The sequence below is a fragment of the Mycobacterium persicum genome (assembly GCF_002086675.1).
In the GTDB taxonomy this organism is placed as follows: Bacteria; Actinomycetota; Actinomycetes; order Mycobacteriales; family Mycobacteriaceae; genus Mycobacterium; species Mycobacterium persicum.
This window is the reverse complement of sequence record NZ_MVIF01000002.1, coordinates 93,869-118,620: the sequence shown is the minus strand read 5'-3', so window position 1 is coordinate 118,620 and position 24,752 is coordinate 93,869. Positions and strand designations below refer to the sequence as shown.

Below are 24,752 nucleotides of genomic sequence, written 5' to 3'. Positions count from 1 at the left end.
CAGGCCCGGCTCAGCCCGGCGGCGGCGCTCCCCCTCGCTCCCGGCGCCGGACCTCGGCCCGAAAGTACGCGATCAGCACCCATACCCCGGTGAACAGCACTCCGATGAAGCCGACGCCCGGGTACACGGCGAACCCGGCGAGCAGCACCAGCTGGACGCCGAGGTTCACCCAGATCGCCCAGGGTCTGCGCTGCAGCCCGGCAAGCAGGATCAATGCCACGGCCAGTCCGATCAGGTACCCCAGCGATGCCGGACCCAGCCCGCCGCCCACCGCGCCCACCACGGGTATCGCCAGCAGCACCACGATCGCCTCGAGAAGCAGTGTCGCGGCCATGACCGCACCGAAGCTCTTCCACGGGTCGGCCGGTGGTGTGGGCGCTGCCGGTTGCTCGGTCATTCCGGGTCACGACCAAACAAGGTGCGGGCAGCGCCGGCGGTGACAACCGAGCCGGTGATGACAATCCCGGTGCCGGAAAACGCGTCGCCCGGGTCCGCCACCGCCCCGTCGACCAGCGCGGTTGCCGTGTCGATGGCATCGCTCAGGTTCGCGGCGGACAGCACCCGATCGGGTCCGAACCGCTCCCGGGCCGCCGCGGCCAGCGACTCGACATCCAGCGCGCGCGGTGACCCGTTGTGGGTCACCACGACCGAGTCGAACACCGGCTCCACCGCTTGCAGAATGCCGTCGACGTCCTTGTCGGCCAGCACACTGATCACCCCGACCAACGTCCGGAAGTCGAACTCGTCGGCCAGCGTCCGGGCCAGCGCAGCCGCCCCGGCCGGATTGTGGGCTGCGTCGATGAACACCGCCGGTGCGCTGCGCATCCGTTCCAGCCGGCCCGGGCTGGTGACCGCGGCGAATCCCGCCCGCACCGCCTCGACGTCGAGTTGACGCTGGGCACCCGCGCCGAAGAATGCCTCGACCGCGGCCAGCGCCACCACCGCGTTGTGCGCCTGGTGTTCACCGTGCAGCGGCAGGTAGATGTCGGAGTACACCCCGCCCAGACCTTGCAGTTGCAGCACCTGACCGCCGACGGCGACCTGTCGGCCCAACACGGCGAACTCCGAATCCTCCCGGGCGACCGCGGCGTCCGAGCGGACGGCCTGACCCAGCAGCACCTCCATGACCTCCGGGCGCTGACGCGCGATGACCGCGACCGTTTCCGACGAGCCCTCTTCGGCTCGACGGATAATCCCCGCCTTCTCGCCCGCGATCCCGGCGATGTCGTTCCCGAGGTAGTCGACATGGTCCTTGCTGATCGGGGTGATCACCGCCACCGGCGCATTGATCACGTTGGTGGCGTCCCATCGTCCACCCATACCCACCTCGACCACCGCGACGTCGACGGGCGCGTCGGCGAACGCGGCGAACGCCATCGCGGTGAGCACCTCGAACTTGCTCATCGCCGGCCCGCCTGCATTCTGCGACTGCTCATCGATCATCTGCACGAACGGCTCGATTTCCCGGTACGTCGCCACGTACTGCGCCGGGCTGATCGGCTTTCCGTCGATCGAGATGCGTTCCACCACCGACTGCAGGTGCGGGCTGGTGGTGCGGCCGGTCCGTTGCTGCAACGCGGTGACCAATGCGTCGATCATCCGCGCCACCGACGTCTTGCCGTTGGTTCCGGCGATGTGGATCGAGGGATAGCCACGTTGCGGTGATCCCAGCAGGTCCAGCAGCGCGCTGATCCTTGTCAGGCTCGGCTCGATGCGAGTCTCCGGCCAGCGCTGGTCCAGCAGGTGCTCGACCTGCAGCAGCGACGCGATCTCGTCCGGCGTGGGAGCCATGCCGGTAGATGGCCGGTCTGTCGACTCGAAACTCATTGCAGCGCAGCCAGCCTGGCCGTGATGCGGTCGCTTTCCTCGTGCGCCAGCCGCTGCCGGTCGCGGATCTTGTCGACGACAGCTTCGGGCGCCTTGGCCAAGAAATCCGCGTTCGCCAATTTGGCGCCGGTTGCTGCCAGCTCCTTTTGCGCCGCGGCCAATTCCTTTTCCAGCCGGCGGCGTTCAGCGGCCACGTCGATCGTGCCGGAGGTGTCGAGTTCAACGACGACCCTTGCCCGGCTCAGCCGAACCTCCAATGACACCGACGGGCGGAAATCCGGACCCGCAGCGGTGAGCCATGCCAGCGATGTCACGGCGGCAACCTGGGTATTGAGGTCCGACTCGTCGATACCGGCCAGTCGGGCCGGCACCTTCTGCCGGTCGGCCAGCCCCTGGTCGCTGCGGAATCGTCGGACCTCGGTCACCAGCTTTTGCATATCGCTGATGCGCTGCGCAGCAACGGGATCCAAAGTAATCCCGGAGGGCTGCGGCCAGTCGGCGACCACCAGCGACTCTTCGGGGGTCTCCCCATCCATCAGCGCCTGCCAGAGCGCCTCGGTGACGAACGGGATCACCGGGTGCAGCAGCCGAAGTAACGTGTCCAACGAGGCCGCCAGTACCGCTGTGGTATGCGAGCGTCCCTCGGCCAGTTGGGTTTTCGCCAGTTCGACATACCAGTCGCAGAACTCGTCCCAGGCGAAGTGATACAACGCCTCGCAGGCGCGGCTGAACTCGTAGCTGTCGAAGGCCGAATCCACTTCGGCGCGAACCTCTTCCAGTCGTCCCAGGATCCAGCGGTCGGCATCGGTCAGCTCGGCCGGTGCCGGCAAGGGCGCCAGCACGGCGCCGTTGAGCAGTGCGTAGCGGGTCGCGTTGAACAGCTTGGTGGTGAAGTTGCGCGACGCCCGGACGGCGTCCTCGCCGATCGCCAAGTCGCCACCGGGGCTGGCGCCGCGGGCCAGCGTGAACCGCAACGCATCGGCACCGAAGGTGTCCATCCACTCCAGCGGGTCGATGACGTTGCCCTTGGACTTACTCATCTTGCGGCCGAACTCGTCACGAATCAGCCCGTGCAGGAACACGTCGGTGAAGGGCACCTGGGGGCCGCGGCGACCGTCGAGCGTGATGGCGTCGTCGCCGCCGACGAAGGTGCCGAACATCATCATCCGCGCTACCCAGAAGAACAAAATGTCGTAGCCGGTGACCAGAACACTTGTCGGATAGAACTTTTCGAGCTCCGGTGTCTTTTCGGGCCAGCCCAGAGTGGAGAACGGCCACAGCGCGGAGGAGAACCAGGTGTCCAGCACGTCGGGGTCCTGCTCCCAGCCCTCGGGGGGCGTTTCGTCCGGTCCGACACATACCTTTTCACCGTCGGGTCCGTACCAGATCGGGATGCGATGACCCCACCACAGCTGCCTCGAGATGCACCAGTCGTGCATGTCGTCGACCCAGGTGAACCAGCGCGGTTCCAGGCTGGCGGGGTGAATCACGGTGTCGCCGTTGCGCACCGCGTCGCCGGCGGCCTTGGCCAACGACTCCACCCGGACCCACCACTGCAACGACAGCCGCGGTTCGATCGGCTCCCCGGTGCGCTCGGAATGCCCCACGCTGTGCAGGTAGGGGCGCTTCTCCTCGACGATGCGGCCTTGGGCGGCCAGCGCCTCACGCACCGCAACCCGTGCTTCGAATCGGTCCATGCCGTCGAATTGGGTTCCGGTGTCGGCGATCCGGCCCTTGGTGTCCATGATCGAGGGCATCGGCAGGCTATGCCGGATCCCGATCTCGAAGTCGTTCGGATCGTGAGCGGGCGTGACTTTGACTGCGCCGGTGCCGAATTCGGGATCCACATGCTCGTCGGCGACGATGATCAGCTGCCGGTCGACAAACGGGTGCGGCAGGGTGGCGCCGACCAGGTCGCGGTAGCGATCGTCGTCGGGGTGCACCGCGATGGCGGTGTCGCCGAGCATCGTCTCCACCCGCGTGGTGGCGACCACGATGTGCGGTTGCGAATCGTCCAACGAGCCGTACCGGAACGACACCAGCTCGCCTTCGACGTCGAGGTAGTTGACCTCCAGATCCGAGATCGCCGTCTGCAGCACCGGCGACCAGTTGACCAGCCGCTCGGCCTGATAGATCAGCCCGGCGTCGTAGAGCCTCTTGAAGATCGTCCGCACCGCCCGCGACAGCCCCTCGTCCATGGTGAACCGGTCGCGGCTCCAGTCCACCCCGTCGCCGAGCCGGCGCATCTGGCCGCCGATCGCCCCGCCCGACTCCCGCTTCCAGTCCCAGACCAAGGCGGCGAACAGCTCACGACCGAAGTCCTCCTTGGTCTTGCCGTCGACGGCCAGCTGCTTTTCCACCACGCTTTGGGTGGCGATACCGGCATGGTCGGTGCCCGGCTGCCACAGCACCTCGTAGCCCTGCATCCGTTTTCGGCGGGTCAGCGCGTCCATCATGGTGTGTTCCAGTGCGTGGCCCATATGCAGGCTGCCGGTCACGTTCGGCGGCGGCAGCACGATCGAGTAGGCGGGCTTGCTGCTACCGGGATCCGCGGTGAAGTAACCGGCATCCAGCCACTTCTGGTAGATGGCGCCCTCCATCGCACCCGGGTCCCACGACTTGGGCAGCTGGTCGGCGTCAGAGCGGGCGCGCGAGGTCACCGGTCAATTCTAGGAACCGCCGCGTAGCGGCGCGGAGGCGCCTAAAACCGCAGGTGGACGACCATCAAGGAGTCGATCACGGAATCGTGAGCACCTGGCCCGGATGGATCAGGTCGGGATTAGGGATCGCGTTGGCGTCGACCAGCACCTGGTATTTGTTCCCGTCACCGTAGAAGCGTTCGGCGATGCCCCACAAGGTGTCACCGGAAACCACGGTGTACGTGTTGAGCGCGGGCTCAGCCGGCTCGTCGGCGACCGTCGCTGCGATGGGCGCCGCTTCCCCGACGGGTTGCGCCGCCTGTGCCGCGCCGGTCACCTCCGGGGCGCCAACAGATTTCTGCAGGTCCGCCGGCGGCGTGTCGATCTGCGTCCCGGTGGCCCAGGCCGGGCCGTCGGCGGCGTAGAGCACCAGGTTGCGGTCGTCCTGGAGCACCAGTCTGACGCTCGTGCTGCCCACGGTGTGGCTGTGCCAGACCGGTCGCTCCGGTGTGTAGAGGACGAAGTTGCCATCGGTCTGCAGCTCGGCGCGCACCACGTCCTGGCCGTCGGTAGCAGTGGCCCATACCGGCGTGCCGTCAGCGGCGAGCACCAGGTTGCCGTCTTCTTGCAGGGTCAAGGTGTAGGCCCCGTTGTTGGAGACCAGGGATTGCCCTCGCTGCAGCCGCTGTCCTTCGCCGAGCGTGTCTGACATGCTTTGCCTTTCGTTATCCGGTCCGGCCGACTGATTGCGCCGGGTTACTTCTTGCCGCCGAGGAGCCCGCCGATGATGTCCCCCAGCGCGCGGCCCCTGCCACCCAGGAGGTTGCCGAGGGACGTTTCATCATTTCCGCCGCCAAGGATCCCGCCGAGCAGCTGAGCCAGGCCGCCACCGGAGCCTGTTTCCTCATGCTGAACCGCAGTACCCTGCAGTGCGCCGCCCGGCCGGAGCTGATTTCCCAGGTATGCCAGCACCTTCGGGAGCACCAGCGGCAACAACCGCTGCAGAAGTTCTCTCCTTCCGGCGCCACCACTGGCCAGTGCCGATGCCACGCTGTCGCTGTCATTGCCGGCGAACAGTGTGGCGACGACCTCTTCGGCCTGTTCTCCGCCGCGCCGGTCAACCTGGTCGAGCGCCCCGCCCGCGTCGAGCAGGCCACGCGCGGCATGGCTGCTGGCGACCGACTCGATCCGGCCGGCGCGTTCGGGATCCTGCGAATGCTGGTGCAATCCGGTAAGCAGCACCGGTACCAGCGTGCGGACCGCCGCGTCCACCTCGGTTTCGTCTGCGCCGAGCGTGCGCGCGATGTCAGATGTAGGAATCTGGGTGTAGAGATCATCAAGACCGGGCATCGGTGCAGGCTGCCTTCGGGGTCGGATATCAAGCCACCACCCTTCTGACCCTAGACGTACGCCGTCACCGGCTCAGACCAGCCGCTCGGTGTGCAACGACACGCCGGCGGCCGGGAAGCGCGCCAGCAGCGCGTCACCCATCGCGGCGGCCGGGGTCAGCACCCCGCGCAGATCCGAGAGCTTGTCGCGATCGAATGCCAGCGCCAGACCGCACTCCCCTAGCAAGACCGACGTCGCCTTGTAGCCGGGATCGCCGTCCTGCTTCATGCGCGCCACATATCGGGCGCCCGAGGTTGTGGTGGTGTAGGTCTCGATCCGGTAGTAGCCACGGTCGCGAGCCGCCGCGCTCGGGCCGGAGCCCGGCTTGGGCACCACCCGCTGCACCAACCCTTGTGGTAGCAGCCGGAAATAACGGCTGCCCAATCCGGTCGTCACGTTGCCGACACCGCTGATGACGGCCGACGCCAGCGGCGCCAGCGGCGATGATCCCAGGCTCATGTGCTCGCTGTACCGGAACCGCCTACCGTAGGCCCAATCCAACAGCGCGTTACTACGGCGCACGATCCTGGTATTGGTCGGCGCCATCAGGAACCCGGCCGTCCACAGTCCGCTCAGCTCGGGAGCGAGTTGACTGCCGCGCCGCCATGGCAGATCGGGCTGCGGGCCGAGTTCGGGCTCGGCGGCGCGGTCGGTGCTCAGCGTGTACGGGTCGGCGAATTGCCGACGCAGGTCAGGGTTGGCGGAGACGGCACGCAGAATCTCCAGCATCGAGGCGATCGTGCCGCCGGATAGCCCGCCGGCGAAAGACCGGACCACAAAGTGCGTGTCGCCCAGATCCCCGGCGCCGTCGTCGTGGGCGGCATGGTACAGGGCGTACACGCTCAGGTCTGACGGGATCGAGTCGAAGCCGCAGGCATGCACGATCCGGGCACCCGTGTCGGCGGCCTGCTTGTGGTGCTGATCGATGCTGTCGCGGACAAACGGTGGCTCGCCGGTCAGGTCGGCGTAATCGGTGCCGGCGGCGGCGCACGCCGCCACCAACGGCAGCCCGTAGCGCATGTACGGCCCGACCGTGGTGACGACGACTCGGGTGCGGGCCGCCATCTGCTCGAGGGTCGCGGGCGACCCGGCGTCGGCGGCGACGACCGACCAGGACTGCGCGGGTTCTCCCAACGTGTCGCGAACGCCGCGCAGTCGCTCGGTCGACCTGCCGGCCAGCGCGATTCGCGCGTCTCCGCCGGCTCGAGCCAGGTATTCGGCGGTCAGTTTGCCGACGAAACCCGTGGCCCCGTAGAGGATGATGTCGAATTCACGCGGCGCTGCGGTCACTGGCCAGACGCTACCCGCGGTGCGCGACCCAGCACGCATGCGACCCCGAATACACCGGGTGCCGGGCCCGAAGGCCCGGCACCCGGTGTTCGGCTATATCGCCTGGCGGTGTGGTCAGCCGCGACGACCGCAGACCGGCCAGGCGCCGATCCCCTGCGAATGCAGTACGTTCTCGGCCACGCGGATCTGTTCCTCACGGCTGGCGCTGGCCGCCGAGCCGGAGCCGCCGTTGGCATGCCAGGTGCCGGCGGTGAACTGCAGGCCGCCGGAGTAGCCGTTACCGGTGTTGATGGCCCAGTTGCCGCCCGACTCGCACTGGGCGATGGCGTCCCAGTTCACGCTGTAGGCCTTGGGAGCAGCCGGCGGAGGAGGAGGCGGAACGTCGGGGGCCGGCGGTGGCGCCATGTTCGGGTCGAAGTCCACCGGTTCCGGGGCCGGCGGCGCGGCGTCCGGGGCCGGCCCATCCGGCAGGTCGACCGGCGCGATCACGGCGTCCGGAGCCGCAGGCGGAGGCACGCTTGGGTCGAACCCCACTAGCTCAGGGGCCGGTGCGTCGTCCGGGGCGCCCGGAGCAAAGGCGTCCGGGGCCGCAGGCACGTTAGGGTCGAAGCCCACCGCATCGGGGCCGGGCGCCGCGTTCGGGTCAAGGCCCTCGTCCGCGGCGGCGGTACCGGACGGCACAGTCACGAGCGTCCCAGTGATCGCGGCGACGATGAGCGTCTTACGGACGTTCTTCAAGATTGTTCCTTTCGCGGTGCGCGCGCCAAAGCGAGCCAGCCCACGGCGGTGGGTTGGATGCGATGTCCAGGTGGAATTGCTGCTTTGGGACGTGCCGTCTCGTTTCGGCACGACAGCGGAGGGCCCGAGTTGCCCGTCGGGGGTTTCTATGCCCGACTGCTGCGACGGCTGTACTAGATCCGTGCCGCCCGCAGCTCCGCTCACACGCGGGATCCGTGGATTCAATTGTGTTCAACTACTGATGCCCGGTTTCGGGCTAAACGCACCGTACGATAACGATTTGGATTCGTCATCCCAGCCGAAGTGATATTTCGGTTCTATAACGAGCGGATCACGACGCGGTCGCACAATGGTCTCCGCAGGTCAAACACCTGTTTATTACTGCGTTCGGACCTGCCTGCCTCCGGTGCCACGGTGAGCCGAATCACGGGTATTTTGTGAGCTGCGCCACGCATTTGGCCGCATGTGGTCGCCGGGCTATTCAACGAATCCGTCGGCAGCCGCTCGTGACCCAGCTCATAGCGCACCGCTTCCGCTATGGCCGGTAGTCCTCGCCACCACGTAGGCCGCGGCCGAAACCACATCCCGGAAGACGTCCGGGGCCGATACCAAACTCACCGCTCAGTGAAAGTGCATATCCGCTAAGGCTTTACGTGTTCCATGGCCTCTTTGCCGAGGTTCGGCACGGTAGCCGCGCACCCCGGCGCGCCGAGGCCGGCCCAGCCGCTGATTGCACACCACCCCCCAGATGCCTGCCGTCGGTGCGCTGCCGTTCATAGACACATTTGTCGGCGATGGCAGCGGAACGATTTCCAGATAGCTGTCAGCCGAAAGGCACTGTGCTACAACAACATTGGGATTCGCAGCACAAGGGGCATGGTCCTTCTTGGCTGAAAAGCAGCCCTAACAACGGAAGAATTCTAAATCTACTAATAACATTTAAATGAGAAAACAAACAGAAGTAAAAGACTCACGCCGGGTCAAAGAATTCGATTGCACTCAATCCGGAGAGCAAACAGACGCGAACCGGGCATGAATTTTGCAGCCCGTCGCACGGGCACGGTAAGAGCTGACGGTCAGCGCCGAGGCTGTGCTGGTACGCGCAAGTCGGCCGCGGTATTGACATTCGACAGCGGCCGGGAATTCGACATCACGATCCGTTGAGCGTCGCAAGCATCGACGAAGGCGCTCATCCTGCGCTCACCGGCGGCAACCCATGCATCAACCCGATCGGCCAACTCCGTCCGGTATACCGCAGCCAAATAGTGGCTGCGACCGTCCCACGGCAGCACCACTTCGGCATTGGTCTGCACCGCACGGCGCACCAGATCATCGATCAATTCGACTGTCAGCAAAGGCATGTCGACGGCGCACACGAACGCAAGCCGCGCGCCGGCCGCGGCGGCCGCACGCAGTCCGCGCCCAGTCGCCGGCAATGGACCGAGCCCCCGCACTTCGTCGCGCAGCACGTCAGCCGGCAACGGCGGCAATGGTTGTCCAGGAGCCGCCATCACGAATATCGGGTCGCAGCGCTGTCCGACAACACCGACCACGTGCTCGACCAGCGTTGTGGTCCCTCCTGGCAGCGGTAGCGTCGCTTTGTCACGACCCATCCGCCGCGACTCTCCGCCGGCCAGGACGACCCCGGCAAGTGACTCTGCGCCCGGCACCGGTTCGCCCACGTCAGCCGACAGTCCAGGTGTCACGCCCGCGGAGCAGTGCTTGCAGCGCGGTGGCGTCGGACGGAACCGCACTCTGGGCGGCGCTGACCTGAGACCGTGCCGCGTCGTCGTAGGTGGGCCTACTGATGTGGCGGAAGATTCCGAGCACGGTGTGTTCGAGGTTTTGATCGGACAGCCGTGACAACGCGAACGCATACGCCGCGTCGTCGGCGTGCGCGTCGTGGACCACGATGTCCTCGACAGCCACGTCGGCGGTCTTGGCCACGTCGAGGCTGAAGCCAGACCGCACGACGCAGTATTCACCATTGGCGCCGAACACGATCGGTTCACCATGTCGGACGTTGATCACCCGCTCTTCCGCCCCCTCCTTGCGCAGCGCGTCGAAAGAGCCGTCGTTGAATATCGGGCAGTCCTGCAGGATTTCGACCAGCGCGGCACCGCGGTGCTGGGCGGCAGCGCGGAGCACCTCGGAAAGCCCGGCGCGGTCGGAATCCAGCGCGCGACCGACGAACGTCGCCTCGGCACCCAAGGCCAACGAGACCGGGTTGAACGGAGTGTCCAGCGAACCCATCGGGGTCGACTTGGTGATCTTGCCGACTTCCGATGTCGGTGAGTATTGCCCCTTGGTCAGCCCGTAGATCCGGTTGTTGAACAGCAGGACCGTGATGTTGACGTTGCGGCGCATCGCATGGATCAGGTGGTTACCACCGATCGACAACGCATCCCCGTCTCCGGTGACCACCCACACCGACAGGTCCTCGCGGGCCAGCGCCAGCCCGGTCGCGATCGCCGGCGCGCGGCCGTGGATCGAGTGGAATCCATAGGTCTCGAGGTAGTACGGGAAGCGGCTGGAACATCCGATGCCGCTGATGAACACGATGTTCTCGCGGCGCAGTCCGAGTTCGGGCAGAAAGTTGCGAATGGTGTTGAGGATGACGTAGTCCCCGCACCCCGGGCACCAGCGGACCTCCTGGTCACTGGTGTAATCCTTGGCCTTCTGCGGTTCGTTCGTCATGGGCACCCGCGAGTTCTTGGTCAAACTCGGGGTTAGACCGAGGTCTGTGCCCGCCAGATCGCCGGTCGCGCTAGTCATGAGCGCCCTTCCTTCTCATTGCCTGGTCCCGCGCTGACGGACGGCGCACCACTGGGGCGCGGCGCCGGTCATTCGACAGCTCCCGCTCCAATGGGGGCCGCCCCCAATTTGGCGACCATCGTCTTGTCTTGCTCAATCTCGGCCAGCGTCCCGCCCAATGCCGCGCGGATAACTCGGCCGATTTCGTCGGCCAAGAACGACAATCCTTGAACTTTGGTGACCGATTGAATGTCGACCAGATACTTTCCGCGTAGCACCAGCGCCAACTGGCCCAGGTTCATCTCAGGTGCCACTACCTGCGGATAACGTCGCAGCACGTCACCTAAGTTCGCCGGCAATGGGCTGAGGTACCGCAAGTGGGCATGAGCGACCCTGATCCCCTTGCGCCGCGCCCGCCGGCACGCCTCACCGATCGGCCCGTAAGAACTGCCCCAGCCGATCAATAACAGCTCGGCGTCCCCCGTCGGGTCGTCGACCTCGAGGTCGGGAACCCGGATTCCGTCAATCTTAGCTTGGCGAATCCGAACCATGAGGTCGTGATTCATCGGCTCGTAGGAGATGGCACCGGAGCCATTGGCCGCTTCCAGCCCGCCGATGCGGTGCTCCAGACCGGGAGTGCCGGGAACGGCGAACTGACGGGCCAGAGTCTCGGGGTCCCGGTTGTACGGCTGGAAGGGCTCGTCGGGTTTGGCGAACTTATGCACGATGGGCTCAAAGGTGGTGATGTCGGGAATCCGCCACGGTTCGGAGCCGTTGGCAATGGCCCCATCGGACAACACGATCACCGGGGTCTGGTAGGCAAGGGCGATCCGCACCGCCTCGACGGCGACCTCAAAGCAGTCGGCCGGCGACCGCGGCGCGAGCACCGCTACCGGCGACTCACCGTTGCGGCCATACAACGCCTGCAGCAGGTCGGCCTGCTCGGTCTTGGTGGGCAGGCCGGTCGACGGCCCACCTCGCTGCACATCGATGACGATCAATGGCAGTTCGGTCATCACGCCAAGGCCTAGTGCCTCGGACTTCAGCGAAATACCCGGCCCCGACGTGCTGGTGACACCGATCGCACCGCCGTACGCCGCACCCAGGGCCGCACAGATACCACCGATCTCGTCTTCGGCCTGGAAGGTGATGACATTGAAGTTCTTGTGTTTGGACAGCTCGTGCAGGATGTCGGACGCCGGCGTAATCGGATAGCTGCCCAGCACCACCGGAGCATGGGCGAGCTGGCCCGCTGCAACGATCCCGTACGCCAAGGCGGTATTTCCCGAAATTTGCCGGTATTCGCCGGGCGGCAAGGCCGCCGCCGGAACTTCGTACGTGGTGCCGAATGCCTCGGTGGTCTCGCCGTAGTTCCACCCCGCCTTGAGGGCCAGCACATTGATCTCGGCGATGTCGGGCTTGCGCGCAAACTTCTCTCTGATGAAGTTTTCACTGGTCCGTATCGGCCGGCCGTACATCCACGACAACAACCCCAAGGCGAACATGTTCTTGGCGCGCTGGCCGTCTTTCTTCGACGCGCCAACGGTTTCCACTGCCGCCAGGGTCAACCCGGTCATCGGCACGGAATGCACGACGTACTCGTCCAATTCATCGGACTCCAGCGGATTGGTGACGTATCCGACCTTCATCAGGTTGCGCTTGGTGAACTCGTCAGAGTTGGCAATCACCATCCCCCCGCGGGGCAGGTCACCGAGATTGGCCTTCAGCGCTGCCGGGTTCATCGCGACCAGCACGTCCGGCCGGTCACCGGCCGTCAGGATGTCGTAGTCAGCAATCTGAATCTGAAATGACGACACCCCGGGCAGGGTGCCTGCCGGAGCCCGGATCTCGGCGGGATAGTTCGGCTGGGTGGCCAGGTCGTTGCCGAAGATGGCCGCTTCCGAAGTGAACCTGTCGCCGGTCAGCTGCATCCCGTCGCCGGAGTCGCCGGCGAAACGGATGACGACATGTTCCAGGCGCCGCCGCTCGTGCCGGGCATGCGACGCCACGGCATGAGACTCTGACTCGGCTCCGCTGCCATTCGGATCCACGTCTCCGCCTTCCGTCCGTAATCAGGCTTTTAATCAGGCCCTAATCAGGAGAAGCACTCCGGTGCGGTTTCAGGTTACGCCGTCGGAATGGCTCCCCCACCTCACGTTTTGGTGTCACTGGCGGTATCAAGTATGACACTTGTTCCTGCGCGTTTAGCCGTCACCGAACCTCGGCAGAGTGCGGTCGATTTACTAAAAGCCGACGTCAGGGAGGGGACGGTTGTGGTGGCAGCCCAAACTGTGGTCTTGGTCACTTTCTCACCAGCTGCGCCTGAGACCGCTCGATCGTGTCTCAGCTGGGCGACGCGCGGGTACAGAGCTAGGTCGCGACGGGCTCGGTTCGTAGCGTCGGAGCCCGTCTCCTCCCGACGCTAGGCGCTCTTGTCGCGGCGCTCGGAACGGGACGGCTTGCGCGGCACGATCGTCGGCAGCACGTTGTCCTGCACCGTCTCCTTGGTGACCACGACTTTGGCGACATCGTCGCGGCTGGGGATGTCATACATGACCGGCAGCAGAACTTCTTCCATGATCGCCCGCAAGCCGCGAGCGCCGGTGCCGCGGTGGATCGCTTGGTCCGCGATCGCTTCCAGCGCATCGTCGGTGAACTCCAGCTCCACCCCGTCCATTTCGAAGAGCCGGGTGTACTGCTTGACCAAAGCGTTCTTCGGCTCTGACAAAATCTTGACCAACGACTCCTTGTCCAGGTTGGTGACCGAGGCAACCACCGGCAGGCGGCCGATGAATTCGGGAATCAGACCGAACTTGATCAGGTCCTCGGGCATCACTTCGGCAAAGTGGTCGGTGGTGTCGATCTCGGCCTTGGACCGGACTTCGGCGCCGAAGCCCAAGCCACGCTTGCCCACCCGCTCGTAGATGATCTTCTCCAGCCCGGCGAATGCGCCCGCGACGATGAAAAGCACGTTGGTGGTGTCGATCTGGATGAACTCTTGGTGCGGATGCTTGCGGCCGCCCTGCGGGGGAACCGATGCCTGGGTGCCCTCGAGAATTTTCAGCAGGGCCTGCTGAACGCCTTCTCCCGAGACGTCGCGGGTAATCGACGGGTTCTCGCTCTTGCGGGCAATCTTGTCGACCTCGTCGATGTAGATGATGCCCGTCTCGGCACGCTTGACGTCGTAGTCGGCTGCCTGGATCAGTTTGAGCAGGATGTTCTCGACGTCTTCACCGACATAACCGGCCTCGGTGAGGGCCGTGGCGTCGGCGATGGCGAACGGCACGTTAAGCATCTTGGCCAGCGTCTGGGCCAGATAGGTCTTACCGCAACCGGTCGGTCCCAGCATCAAGATATTGGATTTGGTCAGCTCGACCGGCTCGTGCCGGGAGTCTCGGCTCTTCTCGCCGGCCTGGATGCGCTTGTAGTGGTTGTAGACCGCGACGGCCAGGGTCCGTTTGGCGGTGTCCTGTCCGATGACGTAGCCCTCGAGGAATTCCCGGATCTCAACGGGCTTGGGCAGTTCATCGAGTTTCACATCGTCGGCGTCGGCGAGTTCCTCTTCGATGATCTCGTTGCAAAGGTCGATGCACTCATCGCAGATGTACACTCCGGGACCGGCGATGAGCTTCTTGACCTGTTTTTGACTCTTCCCGCAGAACGAGCACTTCAGCAGGTCACCGCCGTCTCCTATGCGCGCCATGATGGTGAGGGCCTACTTCCTGTTCGCCGTTCGTCTTACCGTGCCGCGTGTACTCCCCGACGCTACCCGCTTGCTGCGGCCCACCGCGACTGTTGGCGCCGAATAGCGTCTTTGATATTCCTTGGTATTCATAGCCTCGTGTCTGAATGAAACATATCGCCCAGCGGCGCGCGGCACTCGTCGAGACGCGCAATCGTTGTCTCTGGCGTGTCGCGGTCGTGATGCAACCGTTGCTCATCAACCGGCATCCGGTGGCGGCCCGCACCCCAGGCGACCACCCTACAGTGACGTTTGTGCGGTTGGCTGCTGATTCCGTGGTGATCAGCGACGGCGGCCTGGCCACCGAGCTCGAGGCCCGCGGTCACGACCTCACCGACCGGTTGTGGTCAGCGCGGCTGCTGACCGACGCGCCACAGGAGATCACCGCGGTGCATGCGGAGTACTTCCGCGCCGGCGCCACAATCGCCACGACAGCCAGCTACCAGGCGTCGTTCGACGGATTCGCGGCGCACGGGATCGGCCGAGACGGCGCGGTCGCGTTGCTGCGCCGCAGTGTCGAACTCGCCGCGACCGCGCGGGACGAGGCCGGCACGGCCGGCCTTCTGGTGGCCGCCTCGGTCGGACCCTACGGCGCCGCACTCGCCGATGGGTCGGAATATCGAGGCCGCTACGGACTCAGCGTCCGGGCTCTAACTCGGTGGCATCGCCCCCGGTTGGAGGTGCTGGCCGCCGCCGGCGCGGACGTGCTGGCACTGGAAACCATCCCCGATGTCGACGAGGCCGAAGCACTCGTCAGCCTGGTGCGCCAGGTGGGGGTGCCGGCGTGGCTCAGCTACACGATCGAGGGAACCCGAACCCGAGCCGGGCAACCGCTGGCCGCCGCGTTCGCGGTGGCCGCCGGCGTTCCGGAGATCGTCGCGGTGGGCGTCAATTGCTGTGCTCCCGAAGACGTGTTGGCGGCAGTGACGTGCGCCGACGTGGGCAAGCCGGTGATCGTGTACCCCAACAGCGGCGAGCATTGGGACAGCCGGCACCGTTCTTGGGTAGGCCCGCGGCGGTTTTCTGGTGAGCTCGCCGCGCAGTGGGTTGCCGCGGGAGCGCGCATCGTCGGCGGATGCTGCCGGGTGGGGCCGGCGGACATTGCCGAGCTCCGGCGGGCACTGGCCGTTGAGGCCTAAGTTCAGGCCTTTTGCGCGGACAGCTTCCGGTACTCCAGAACGGTGTCGATGATGCCGTAGTCCTTGGCCTCTTCGGCGGTCAGGATCTTGTCCCGGTCGGTGTCCTTGCGGATCACCGCGGCGTCCTTGCCGGTGTGGCGCGCCAGCGTGGTCTCCATCAGCGTGCGCATCCGCTCGATCTCGGCAGCCTGGATCTCCAGATCGGAGAACTGACCCTGGATCACCCCCGACAATGACGGCTGGTGGATCAGCACCCGCGCGTTGGGCAGCGCCATCCGCTTACCCGGCGTCCCGGCAGCCAACAGCACAGCCGCCGCCGAGGCGGCCTGACCGAGACACACCGTCTGGATATCGGCCCGCACGTACTGCATGGTGTCGTAGATCGCCATCAGAGAGGTGAACCCACCGCCGGGCGAATTGATGTACATGGTGATATCGCGGTCGGGGTCCAGCGACTCGAGCACGAGCAGCTGCGCCATGATGTCGTTGGCCGATGCGTCGTCGACCTGGACACCAAGGAAGATGATGCGCTCCTCAAACAGCTTGTTGTAGGGGTTGGACTCCTTGACACCGAAGCTGGAGTGCTCGATGAACGACGGCAGGATGTATCGCGCCTGGGGCTGGCTCTGAGGATTCATTGCATTTCTCCATTGGTGACGCTTGCGGCGCGGGTGATGATGTGGTCGACGAAACCGTATTCCAGGGCTTCGGGGGCGGTGAACCAGCGATCGCGATCCGAGTCCGCCTCGATGCGCTCGATCGGCTGGCCGGTGAATTCGGCATTGAGCCGGAACATCTCCTTCTTGATGACCGCGAACTGCTCGGCCTGGATTGCGATGTCAGCCGCGCTGCCGGTGACGCCGCCCAGCGGCTGGTGCATGAGGATGCGAGCGTGCGGCAGCGCGTAACGCTTGCCCTTGGTGCCCGCGGCCAGCAGGAACTCGCCCATGGAGGCGGCCATCCCCATCGCGTAGGTGGCGATGTCGCAGGGCGCCAAGGTCATGGTGTCGTAGATCGCCATGCCGGCGCTGATCGATCCGCCCGGGGAGTTGATATACAGCGAGATGTCCTTGGTGGGGTCCTCCGCCGCGAGCAGCAGAATCTGCGCACACAGCCGATTGGCCACGTCGTCGTTCACCTCTGAACCCAGGAAGATGATGCGCTCGGAGAGTAAACGCTCATATACCGAGTCCGTGAGGGAAAGGCCCTGCGAGTTTGAACGCATGCCAGTCACTTGGCTCACAGTGGGACACCTGCTTTCTTGAGTTCCGTATGAACCGACCCTAACCAACCGCACTGGCTGTGTGGCGCTCCCGCACCCCTGAAATGGGCGCGTTCGCTCACAGCGTCACGCGCTGTGTTCGTGGCCGGGCGGATCGGTCGCGTCGGTCACGGCTGGGGCATCGGCAGTCTCGGCCGGGGCGTCGGCAGCCTCGGCCGGGGCGTCGGCGGTCTCGGCTCCCGCCTCGGGCTCTTCGGCACCCGCGTCGGGCTCTTCCGAAGCCTCGGGACTCGTGCCGAACAACTCGCCGGTGTCGATCGTGTTGCCGTCGCTATCGGTGACGGTTGCGGCCCGGGCGACGGCCCGTACCGCCAACTCGCGCCGAACGTCGGCGAACATCGACGGCAGCTGGTTGTTCTCCTGAAGGTAGGCGAACAGTTGTTGCGGCTCGACGCCGTACTGCCGCGACGTCGTCAACAGTCGTTCGGTGAGGTCCTCCTGACCCACTTGGACTTTCAGCTCATCGGCGAGGGCATCCAACAGCAGCTGCCTCTTGACATCCTTCTCCGATGCGCTGCGGGCCTCGGCATCGAACGCCTCACGCGACGAGCCTTGTTCGGCGAGCAGCTCGTTGAACCGGGCCTCGTCGTGGTTGATGCCACTCAGTGCGCTGTGGATGACGCTGTCGTACTGCGCCTGGACATAGGACTCCGGCACCGGCACGTCGACCTGCTCGAGCAGGATGTCGATGGTGGCGTTGCGGATCTGCTCCGCCTGCTGGGCGCGCTTTGCCTGCAGCACCTGCTCACGCAGGTTGGCCCGCAGCTCCTCGATGGTGTCGAACTCGCTGGCCAACTGGGCGAACTCGTCGTCGGGGTCGGGCAGCTCGCGCTCCTTGACGGACTTGACGGTGACGGTGACCTCCGCGTCGCGCCCGGCGTGTTCGCCGGCTGCCAGCGTGGCGGTGAACACCCGGGACTCGTCGACGGACAGGCCGACGATCGCGTCGTCGAGCCCTGCGATCAGGCGACCGGAGCCGACTTCGTGCGACAGTCCCTCGGCGGCGGCGTTGGGCACCTCCTCCCCGTCGACGGTTGCCGAAAGGTCGATCGTGACGAAGTCGCCGACCGCCACCGGCCGCTCGACCGGGTTGAGCGTGCCGAAGCGGACGCGCAGGGACTGCAGCTCAGTCTCGACGTCGTCGTCGCTGACCTCGATGGGCTTTACCGAGACCGCCAACTGGCCCACGTCGGGCAGCGTGATCTTGGGCCGGACGTCGACCTCCGCGGTGAAAGCCAGATCCTGGCCGTATTCCTTCCGGGTGACCTCGATGTCGGGCCGGCCCAGTGGCTGGATTTCCGACTCGGCCAGCGCCTGTCCGTACCGGCTGGGCAGAGCATCGTTGACGATCTGATCGAGCATCGCCTCGCGGCCGAAGCGCGCCTCGAGCAGCCGGATCGGCGCCTTGCCCGGCCGGAACCCAGGCAGCCGAACCTGTTTTGCCAGCTCCTTGTAGGCCCGCTGGAAATCGGGCTCGAGCTCTTCGAAGGGCACCTCCACATTGATGCGAACCCGAGTGGGGCTCAAATGCTCGACGCTGCTCTTCACGGATGTGCTCCTCGATGGTCGTTCCGGACGGTCGGCTGGTCGGGGTGACAGGATTTGAACCTGCGGCCTTCCGCTCCCAAAGCGGATGCGCTACCAAGCTGCGCTACACCCCGCGCTGACCTCGCGATCCTACGGCCCCGGCGGCACCGGGCCGGCAGCGACCTCCGGGGACCTGACAGCGCATGCGACACGCGTCACATACCTGCGTCGATTAGATTTGATCTTGGCCACCACGTAGAGTTTCGCTCGACTTAATGCATGCGGGCGTAGCTCAATGGTAGAGCCCTAGTCTTCCAAACTAGCGACGCGGGTTCGATTCCCGTCGCCCGCTCAGACTTAGCTGCCCCGGGGGAGTGCGCCATGTGTAATGCCGACGTCAAAGGCACATGCGCACCCGCCTTCGGCAAAGTACGTGACGCCTTCGAGCGCAACTTTCGGTCGGGCCAGGAAGTCGGCGCGGCAGTCGCCGTATGGGTGGACGGCGATCTCGTCGTCAACCTCTGGGGCGGTTCGGCGGACGCTGCCGGCACCCGGCCGTGGCGACAAGACACTCTGACGAACGTGCTATCCGGCACCAAGGGCCTGGCGGCTACCTGCATCCACCAACTCGCCGACCGCGGTGAGTTGGACCTGCAGGCACCGGTGGCCCGGTATTGGCCCGAGTTCGGGCAAAAGGGCAAGGAAGCCGTGACCGTGGCCATGGTGCTGAGCCACCGATCAGGCGTGATCGGACCGAACAAGCGACTGAGCTGGGAGCAAGTCACCGATTGGGACTTCGTCTGCGATCAGCTGGCTGCCGCGGAACCCTGGTGGGAGCCGGGCACTGCTCAGGGCTACCACATGACCACGTTCGGTTTCATCCTCGGCGAAGTGTTTCGCCGGATCACCGGTCGCACGATCGGCCACTACCTGCGCACCGAGATCGCCGAACCGATCGGCGCCGACATCCACATCGGCCTGCCCCGCTACGAACAGCATCGCTGTGCCGACATGGTGAACGAGCCGAAGGTGCGCGGGATGCTCGCCGACGTGCAAGCCCCCGACTGCCCGGCCAGCCTGGACGAACACCCCAAGGCCGCGCTGTCGGTCTCGATGGGATACGCCCCCGCCGACGAAGTCGGCAACAACGACATGCAACTGTGGCGTGAGCTGGAGTTCCCCGGCACCAACGGCCTCGTCTCGGCCCTGGGTTTGGCGACGTTCTACAACGCGCTCGCGCAGGAAAAGCTGCTCAGCCGCGAACACATGGAACTGGTCCGGGTGTCGCAAGGCGGCTTCGACACCGACCTGGTGCTCGGTCCGCGGGTGGCCGATCACGGGTGGGGATTGGGCTACATGCTCAACCAGCGCGCCGTCAACGGCCCAAATCCGCGCACCTTCGGCCACGGCGGCCTCGGTGGTTCGTTCGGGTTTGTCGATCTGGAACACGGGATCGGCTACGCGTACGTGATGAACCGCTACGACGCCAGCAAGGCCAACGCCGACCCGCGCAGCGTCGCCATGAGCAACGAGGTCTACGCGACGCTCGGTGTCACGCCGGGCTGACCCGGCCTAACCCTGGCCTAACCCGGTCAACGAGTACCCGGATGCCCGACGCGCAAACTGGCGCGCGCGTCGTCACCGTTGGCAGGCCGGGCACCAGAACACGTTGCGGCCTTCCAGCTCGGCAGTAAGCACCGTGGTCCCGCAGAGTCGGCATGGCTCGCCCGCGCGCCGATAGACGTAGGTGCGGGGCCGGCCCGGGCGGTACGACGGGGCGCCGTGGTCGTGCTCGGCGCGGACGGCAATGATCTTGCCGCGCCGCAGGCCCACCTTCATCAAGGCCACCAGGTCGGTCCAGGCCGCGTCGAACTCTGCCTCGGTGATCCGCTGACCGGTCCGGTAGGGGTCGATGCGGTGACGGAACAACAGCTCGCTGCGAAAGACGTTGCCCACCCCTGCCATCACTGTCTGGTCCATCAGGAGCGCACCAATGGGCCTGCGGGACTTCATGATTCGGGCCCACGCCCACGACGGGTCAGCGTCCGGGCGCAGCGGGTCGGGCCCTAGCCGGGCAATCACGTCGGCGACTTGGCTCTCGTCGATCACCTCGCATACCGTGGGGCCGCGTAGGTCGGTGCCGTATTCGGCGCCGATCATGCGCATCCGCACCTGTCCCACCGGTTCGGGAAGACGATCGGCCGCCGGACGTTCCCATTCGGTGAAGGTGCCGTAGAGCCCGAGGTGCACATGGACGATCCCGCCGCCGGCATAGTGATGGAACAGGTGTTTGCCCCACACACTGGTTCGCCGCAGCACCCGGCCGTCCACCGCGACGGCCGAATCGGCGAAGCGGCCCTGGGGGCTGGATACCGCCACCGGCGAACCGGCGAACCGGCGCTGATGCAGCCGGGCCAACCGGTGCAACGTATGCCCTTCGGGCACGGCAGTCCTTGTCTGGGTTCAGGTCTCAGGCCACCGCACCGGGTACCGGCGGCGCTTGGTGGGTGCGTTCGTATTCGGCGAGAATGTCGATTCGGCGCTGATGGCGTTCGGCTTTGGACCATTGCGCGGACACAAACGCATCGACAATGGCTAGTGCCTCGGCGACGGTGTGCATGCGGCCGCCGATGCCGATCAGCTGAGCATTGTTGTGTTCGCGGGCGAGCGACGCCGTCTGCACACTCCACGCCAGCGCGCAGCGCGCGCCGGGAACCTTGTTGGCCGCTATTTGCTCACCATTGCCGGACCCCCCCAACACGATGCCCAAGCTGCCCGGATCGGCCACCGTCCGTTCCGCGGCGGCGATGCAAAACGCCGGGTAGTCGTCGTCGGCGTCGTAGCTGAAGGCACCGCAGTCGACCGGTTCGTGTCCCGACGTCGTGAGGTGCTCGATGATGTGCTGCTTGAGTTCGAATCCGGCATGGTCAGACCCCAGGTAGACGCGCATGCCCGACATTGTGCCCGACACCCGCCGCGGGTCGTCGTCGCCCGGCCTATTCGAACTCGGGGCGCTCGGTGCGAGTCCTCTTGAGCTCGAAGAAGTGTGGGTAGGCGGCGAACGTCAAGGATGCGTCCCAGAGCTTGCCGGCCTGCTCGCCGCGCGGGATCTTCGACAGCACCGGTCCGAAGAACGCCATCCCGTTGAAGTGGATGGTCGGCGTGCCCACGTCGTCACCCACGGCATCCATCCCGGCGTGGTGGCTCTTGCGCAGGACATCATCGTAGGCATCGGTGGTAGCGGCCGCGGCCAGTTCGGCCGGCAGCCCGACCTCCGCCAACGATTGGGTGATGACCTCCTCGAGGTCCTTGTTGCCCTCGTTGTGAATCCGGGTGCCCATCGCGGTGTACAGCGGCGCCAATACGGCAGCGCCGTGGGCCTGCTCCGCGGCGATCGCCACCCGTACCGGACCCCACGCCCTCGTCATGTTCTCGCGATACTGCTCCGGCAGCCCTTCCCGGTTTTCGTTGAGCACCGCCAGGCTCATGACGTGGAAATTCACCTCGATATCGCGGACCTTTTCCACCTCGAGAATCCAGCGCGACGTGATCCATGCCCACGGGCACAGCGGGTCGAACCAGAAATCGGCAACAGACTTTTCGGGCATACTGCGATCCTCTCCTGCAAAGTTCGAAGACGGTGAGAACACCGTCCAGCACAACCACGGCCGCGGTTCGGGTGTTCCCAGGGTCACGGCGACGCGGCGCCACCGCAACCAGGATCCGTCGGAACCGGTAGCGCCAGCCGATATGTTGGAGCCCGTGGCCCTTCCGAATCTCACCCGCGAACAAGCAATCGAACGCGCCGCCCTGATCACCGTCGACAGCTACCAGATCAACCTCGATCTGACCGACGGGCATGGCGGGCCAGGCGAACAGACTTTCCGATCCACCACCACGGTGGTATTCGACGCGCTCGCCGGCGCCGACACGGTGATCGACATCGCCGCCGACACCGTCCGCAGCGCCAGCCTCAATGGCGCGGAACTGGACGTCTCCGGCTACGACGAGTCGACCGGGATCCCGCTGCGGGGGCTGGCCCACCGCAACGTCGTCATCATCGACGCCGACTGCCGCTACTCCAACACCGGCGAAGGTTTGCACCGCTTCGTCGACCCCGTCGACGGCGAGACGTACCTGTACTCGCAGTTCGAAACCGCCGACGCCAAGCGGATGTTCGCCTGCTTCGACCAGCCCGACCTCAAGGCCACGTTCGAGCTGCGGGTCACCGCGCCCCGGCACTGGAAGGTGATCTCCAACGCCGCCGCCACCCCGGTAGACAATGGGGCGGACGACGGGGTGCACACCTTTGCCACCACCCCGCCGATGAGCACCTATCTGGTGGCGCTGATCGCCGGACCGTACGCCGCCTGGCATGACACCTACCGCGACGAGCACGGCGAGATCCCGCTGGGCCTCTACTGCCGGGCGTCGTTGGCGCAATATATGGACGCCGAGCGGTTGTTCACCCAGACCAAGCAGGGATTTGGCTTCTACCACACGCACTTTGGGCTTCCCTATGCGTTCGGCAAGTACGACCAGCTGTTCGTGCCCGAATTCAACGCCGGTGCGATGGAAAACGCCGGCGCGGTGACCTTCCTCGAAGACTATGTGTTCCGCAGCAAGGTCACCCGCGCCTCCTACGAGCGGCGCGCCGAGACGGTACTGCACGAGATGGCGCACATGTGGTTCGGCGACCTGGTCACCATGAAATGGTGGGACGACCTGTGGCTCAACGAGTCCTTCGCCACCTTCGCGTCGGTGCTGTGCCAAAGCGAGGCGACCGAGTTCACCGAGGCCTGGACGACATTCGCCACCGTCGAAAAGTCCTGGGCCTACCGCCAGGACCAACTGCCGTCGACGCACCCGATCGCCGCCGATATTCCCGACCTGGCCGCGGTTGAGGTGAACTTCGACGGCATCACCTACGCCAAAGGCGCGTCGGTGCTCAAACAGCTGGTCGCCTACGTCGGGCTGGAGCATTTCCTGGCCGGGCTGCGCGACTACTTCCGCGCCCACGCCTTCGGCAACGCCACGTTCGAGGATCTGATTGCCGCGCTGGAAAAGGCTTCCGGCCGCGATCTGTCGACCTGGGGTCAGCAGTGGCTGAAGACCACCGGGCTCAACACGCTGCGGCCGGACTTTGACGTCGACGTCGACGGTAGCTTCACCCGGTTTGCGGTGCGGCAGAGCGGGGCCGCGCCGGGCGCGGGTGAGACCCGGGTGCACCGGCTGGCGGTGGGCATCTACGACGACGATGTCGCCAGCGGGTCGGGCAAACTGGTCCGGGTGCACCGCGAGGAACTCGACGTCGCCGGTGCGGAATCGGAAGTGCCTGCGCTGGTTGGCATTCCGCGCGGCAAGCTGATTCTGGTCAACGACGACGACCTGACCTACTGCTCGCTGCGACTGGACGCCGAGTCGCTGCGGACAGCGCTGCAGCGGATCGCCGACATCGCCGAGCCGCTGCCCCGCAGCCTGGTGTGGTCGGCGGCGTGGGAGATGACCCGCGAGGCCGAGTTGCGCGCCCGCGAGTTCGTGGCGCTGGTGTCAGGCGGTGTGTACGCCGAGACCGAGGTCGGCGTGGCGCAGCGGTTGCTGATGCAGGCGCAGACGGCGCTGGGTTCCTACGCCGAACCGGGCTGGGCGCGTGAGGATGGTTGGCCGCAGTTTGCCGACCGGCTACTGGAATTGGCCCGCGACGCCGCGGCCGGCTCCGATCATCAGCTGGCCTTCGTCAACGCGTTGTGCGGGTCGGTGCTGTCGCCTCGCCACGTCGAAACCGTGGCCGCGCTGCTCGACGGTGACCCCGCCGAAGTGGGACTGGCGGGCTTGGTCGTCGACACCGACCTGCGGTGGCGCATCGTGATCGCGCTGGCAACCGCGGGCGTCATTGACGCCGACGGGCCGCAGTCACCGAGGATCGATGCCGAAGAACAGCGCGACCCGACCGCCACCGGCAAGCGGTACGCCGCCCAGGCCCGGGCAGCGCGGCCGCAATTCGAGGTCAAGGAGAGGGCCTTCACCACCGTGGTCGAAGACGACACCCTGGCCAACGCGACCAGCCGCGCGATCATCGCCGGCATCGCCGCGCCGGGGCAAGCTGAACTGCTCAAGCCGTTCACACCACGTTATTTCGAGGCGATCCCGGCAGTGTGGGCACGGCGATCCAGCGAGGTCGCCCAATCGGTGGTGATCGGGCTGTATCCCGGTTCCGACATCAGCGAGGACGGCATCGCCGCCGCCGACAACTTCTTGTCCGCCCCGGACTCCGAGCTGCCGCCGCCGTTGCGCCGGCTGGTGCTGGAGGGCCAAGCCGGCGTCAAACGGTCGCTGCGGGCCCGGCGATTCGACGCGGCCGAATAGCGCGCAGGTAGCGTCCGCGCCTGCATCGCGAACCGCCGCAGGTGCGTGCGACCGCGCAC

Annotated in this window: 20 protein-coding genes and 2 tRNA genes; 4 read left to right on the top strand and 18 right to left on the bottom strand. The window is 66.0% G+C overall.

Annotated features, from left to right (window positions below; translation table 11 throughout):
• Positions 1-10: 10 nt before the first annotated feature.
• From BST40_RS01690 to clpX, 11 genes are all read right to left on the bottom strand, one after another.
• Entirely contained in the window at positions 11-397 is a 387-nt protein-coding gene (locus BST40_RS01690; RefSeq protein ID WP_075548369.1) for a DUF4233 domain-containing protein, read from the bottom strand.
• Positions 394-1,827 carry a bifunctional tetrahydrofolate synthase/dihydrofolate synthase gene (gene folC, locus BST40_RS01685; RefSeq protein ID WP_083153199.1) on the bottom strand — a complete coding sequence of 478 codons (1,434 nt, stop codon included), beginning with the start codon at positions 1,825-1,827 and terminating at the stop codon, positions 394-396. The genes BST40_RS01690 and folC overlap by 4 nt, the downstream gene beginning before the upstream one ends.
• Positions 1,824-4,487 (bottom strand): valine--tRNA ligase, encoded by a 2,664-nt coding sequence (locus BST40_RS01680; protein WP_082275539.1) that lies wholly within the window; start codon positions 4,485-4,487, stop codon positions 1,824-1,826. Before BST40_RS01680 ends, folC begins: the two co-directional genes overlap by 4 nt.
• A gap of 76 nt (positions 4,488-4,563) precedes the next feature.
• Positions 4,564-5,178: a LysM peptidoglycan-binding domain-containing protein gene (locus BST40_RS01675; protein ID WP_075548371.1), complete on the bottom strand. Its 615-nt coding sequence runs from the start codon at positions 5,176-5,178 to the stop codon at positions 4,564-4,566.
• Positions 5,179-5,222: 44 nt separating this feature from the next.
• Complete coding sequence (locus BST40_RS01670) at positions 5,223-5,816, bottom strand: DUF937 domain-containing protein (RefSeq protein WP_075548372.1); 594 nt, start codon at positions 5,814-5,816, stop codon at positions 5,223-5,225.
• A gap of 72 nt (positions 5,817-5,888) precedes the next feature.
• Entirely contained in the window at positions 5,889-7,145 is a 1,257-nt protein-coding gene (locus tag BST40_RS01665) for a saccharopine dehydrogenase family protein (RefSeq protein ID WP_075548373.1), read from the bottom strand.
• A gap of 114 nt (positions 7,146-7,259) precedes the next feature.
• The gene (locus tag BST40_RS01660; RefSeq protein ID WP_075548374.1) at positions 7,260-7,883 is read right to left on the bottom strand and encodes a transglycosylase family protein; all 624 of its coding nucleotides are present in this window, start codon (positions 7,881-7,883) and stop codon (positions 7,260-7,262) included.
• A gap of 1,076 nt (positions 7,884-8,959) precedes the next feature.
• Entirely contained in the window at positions 8,960-9,565 is a 606-nt protein-coding gene (gene mobA / locus BST40_RS01655; RefSeq protein WP_083153197.1) for a molybdenum cofactor guanylyltransferase, read from the bottom strand.
• A 1-nt stretch (position 9,566) separates the two neighbouring features.
• On the bottom strand, positions 9,567-10,658 hold the full coding sequence (locus BST40_RS01650; protein WP_075548375.1) for a 2-oxoacid:ferredoxin oxidoreductase subunit beta: 1,092 nt from the start codon (positions 10,656-10,658) through the stop codon (positions 9,567-9,569).
• 68 nt (positions 10,659-10,726) lie between these two features.
• Positions 10,727-12,688 (bottom strand): 2-oxoacid:acceptor oxidoreductase subunit alpha, encoded by a 1,962-nt coding sequence (locus BST40_RS01645; RefSeq protein WP_083153195.1) that lies wholly within the window; start codon positions 12,686-12,688, stop codon positions 10,727-10,729.
• A 371-nt stretch (positions 12,689-13,059) separates the two neighbouring features.
• Complete coding sequence (gene clpX / locus BST40_RS01640) at positions 13,060-14,340, bottom strand: ATP-dependent Clp protease ATP-binding subunit ClpX (protein ID WP_023365883.1); 1,281 nt, start codon at positions 14,338-14,340, stop codon at positions 13,060-13,062.
• Between the two features lie 293 nt (positions 14,341-14,633).
• Between clpX and mmuM the strand changes: the two genes are divergently transcribed.
• Complete coding sequence (gene mmuM, locus BST40_RS01635) at positions 14,634-15,518, top strand: homocysteine S-methyltransferase (RefSeq protein WP_089024973.1); 885 nt, start codon at positions 14,634-14,636, stop codon at positions 15,516-15,518.
• A 2-nt stretch (positions 15,519-15,520) separates the two neighbouring features.
• On the opposite strand, the gene clpP2 is transcribed toward mmuM, so the two are convergent.
• The 4 genes from clpP2 to BST40_RS01615 form a co-directional block, all read right to left on the bottom strand.
• The gene (gene clpP2 / locus BST40_RS01630) at positions 15,521-16,156 is read right to left on the bottom strand and encodes an ATP-dependent CLP protease proteolytic subunit ClpP2 (RefSeq protein ID WP_023365890.1); all 636 of its coding nucleotides are present in this window, start codon (positions 16,154-16,156) and stop codon (positions 15,521-15,523) included.
• Positions 16,153-16,761 (bottom strand): ATP-dependent CLP protease proteolytic subunit ClpP1, encoded by a 609-nt coding sequence (clpP1, locus tag BST40_RS01625; protein ID WP_089024968.1) that lies wholly within the window; start codon positions 16,759-16,761, stop codon positions 16,153-16,155. The genes clpP2 and clpP1 overlap by 4 nt, the downstream gene beginning before the upstream one ends.
• A 105-nt stretch (positions 16,762-16,866) precedes the next feature.
• Entirely contained in the window at positions 16,867-18,348 is a 1,482-nt protein-coding gene (gene tig / locus BST40_RS01620) for a trigger factor (RefSeq protein WP_082275541.1), read from the bottom strand.
• Between the two features lie 36 nt (positions 18,349-18,384).
• Positions 18,385-18,461 (bottom strand) — tRNA-Pro (locus tag BST40_RS01615).
• A gap of 147 nt (positions 18,462-18,608) precedes the next feature.
• Here BST40_RS01615 and BST40_RS01610 point away from each other — a divergent pair.
• Both BST40_RS01610 and BST40_RS01605 read left to right on the top strand, forming a co-directional pair.
• Positions 18,609-18,679 (top strand) — tRNA-Gly (locus BST40_RS01610).
• A gap of 29 nt (positions 18,680-18,708) precedes the next feature.
• Positions 18,709-19,893, top strand: a complete 1,185-nt coding sequence (locus BST40_RS01605) for a serine hydrolase domain-containing protein (protein ID WP_075548377.1) — start codon at positions 18,709-18,711, stop codon at positions 19,891-19,893.
• Between the two features lie 72 nt (positions 19,894-19,965).
• Here BST40_RS01605 and BST40_RS01600 read toward each other — a convergent pair whose 3' ends face one another.
• From BST40_RS01600 to BST40_RS01590, 3 genes are read right to left on the bottom strand one after another with little or no spacing between them, the layout of a single operon-like run.
• Complete coding sequence (locus BST40_RS01600; RefSeq protein ID WP_075548378.1) at positions 19,966-20,772, bottom strand: Fpg/Nei family DNA glycosylase; 807 nt, start codon at positions 20,770-20,772, stop codon at positions 19,966-19,968.
• A 25-nt stretch (positions 20,773-20,797) separates the two neighbouring features.
• Positions 20,798-21,277: a ribose-5-phosphate isomerase gene (locus BST40_RS01595; protein ID WP_075548469.1), complete on the bottom strand. Its 480-nt coding sequence runs from the start codon at positions 21,275-21,277 to the stop codon at positions 20,798-20,800.
• 46 nt (positions 21,278-21,323) lie between these two features.
• On the bottom strand, positions 21,324-21,935 hold the full coding sequence (locus BST40_RS01590; protein ID WP_075548379.1) for an Rv2466c family mycothiol-dependent reductase: 612 nt from the start codon (positions 21,933-21,935) through the stop codon (positions 21,324-21,326).
• Positions 21,936-22,089: 154 nt separating this feature from the next.
• Between BST40_RS01590 and pepN the strand changes: the two genes are divergently transcribed.
• The gene (pepN, locus tag BST40_RS01585) at positions 22,090-24,693 is read left to right on the top strand and encodes an aminopeptidase N (RefSeq protein WP_075548470.1); all 2,604 of its coding nucleotides are present in this window, start codon (positions 22,090-22,092) and stop codon (positions 24,691-24,693) included.
• Positions 24,694-24,752 lie beyond the last annotated feature (59 nt).

What these genes read in the sequence shown, in the direction of transcription:
- BST40_RS01690 (WP_075548369.1), bottom strand. Translation starts at nt 397, where the DNA reads ATGACCGAGCAACCGGCAGCGCCCACACCACCGGCCGACCCGTGGAAG.
- folC (WP_083153199.1), bottom strand. Translation starts at nt 1,827, where the DNA reads ATGAGTTTCGAGTCGACAGACCGGCCATCTACCGGCATGGCTCCCACG.
- BST40_RS01675 (WP_075548371.1), bottom strand. Translation starts at nt 5,178, where the DNA reads ATGTCAGACACGCTCGGCGAAGGACAGCGGCTGCAGCGAGGGCAATCC.
- BST40_RS01670 (WP_075548372.1), bottom strand. Translation starts at nt 5,816, where the DNA reads ATGCCCGGTCTTGATGATCTCTACACCCAGATTCCTACATCTGACATC.
- BST40_RS01650 (WP_075548375.1), bottom strand. Translation starts at nt 10,658, where the DNA reads ATGACTAGCGCGACCGGCGATCTGGCGGGCACAGACCTCGGTCTAACC.
- clpX (WP_023365883.1), bottom strand. Translation starts at nt 14,340, where the DNA reads ATGGCGCGCATAGGAGACGGCGGTGACCTGCTGAAGTGCTCGTTCTGC.
- clpP2 (WP_023365890.1), bottom strand. Translation starts at nt 16,156, where the DNA reads ATGAATCCTCAGAGCCAGCCCCAGGCGCGATACATCCTGCCGTCGTTC.
- BST40_RS01605 (WP_075548377.1), top strand. Translation starts at nt 18,709, where the DNA reads ATGTGTAATGCCGACGTCAAAGGCACATGCGCACCCGCCTTCGGCAAA.
- BST40_RS01595 (WP_075548469.1), bottom strand. Translation starts at nt 21,277, where the DNA reads ATGCGCGTCTACCTGGGGTCTGACCATGCCGGATTCGAACTCAAGCAG.
- BST40_RS01590 (WP_075548379.1), bottom strand. Translation starts at nt 21,935, where the DNA reads ATGCCCGAAAAGTCTGTTGCCGATTTCTGGTTCGACCCGCTGTGCCCG.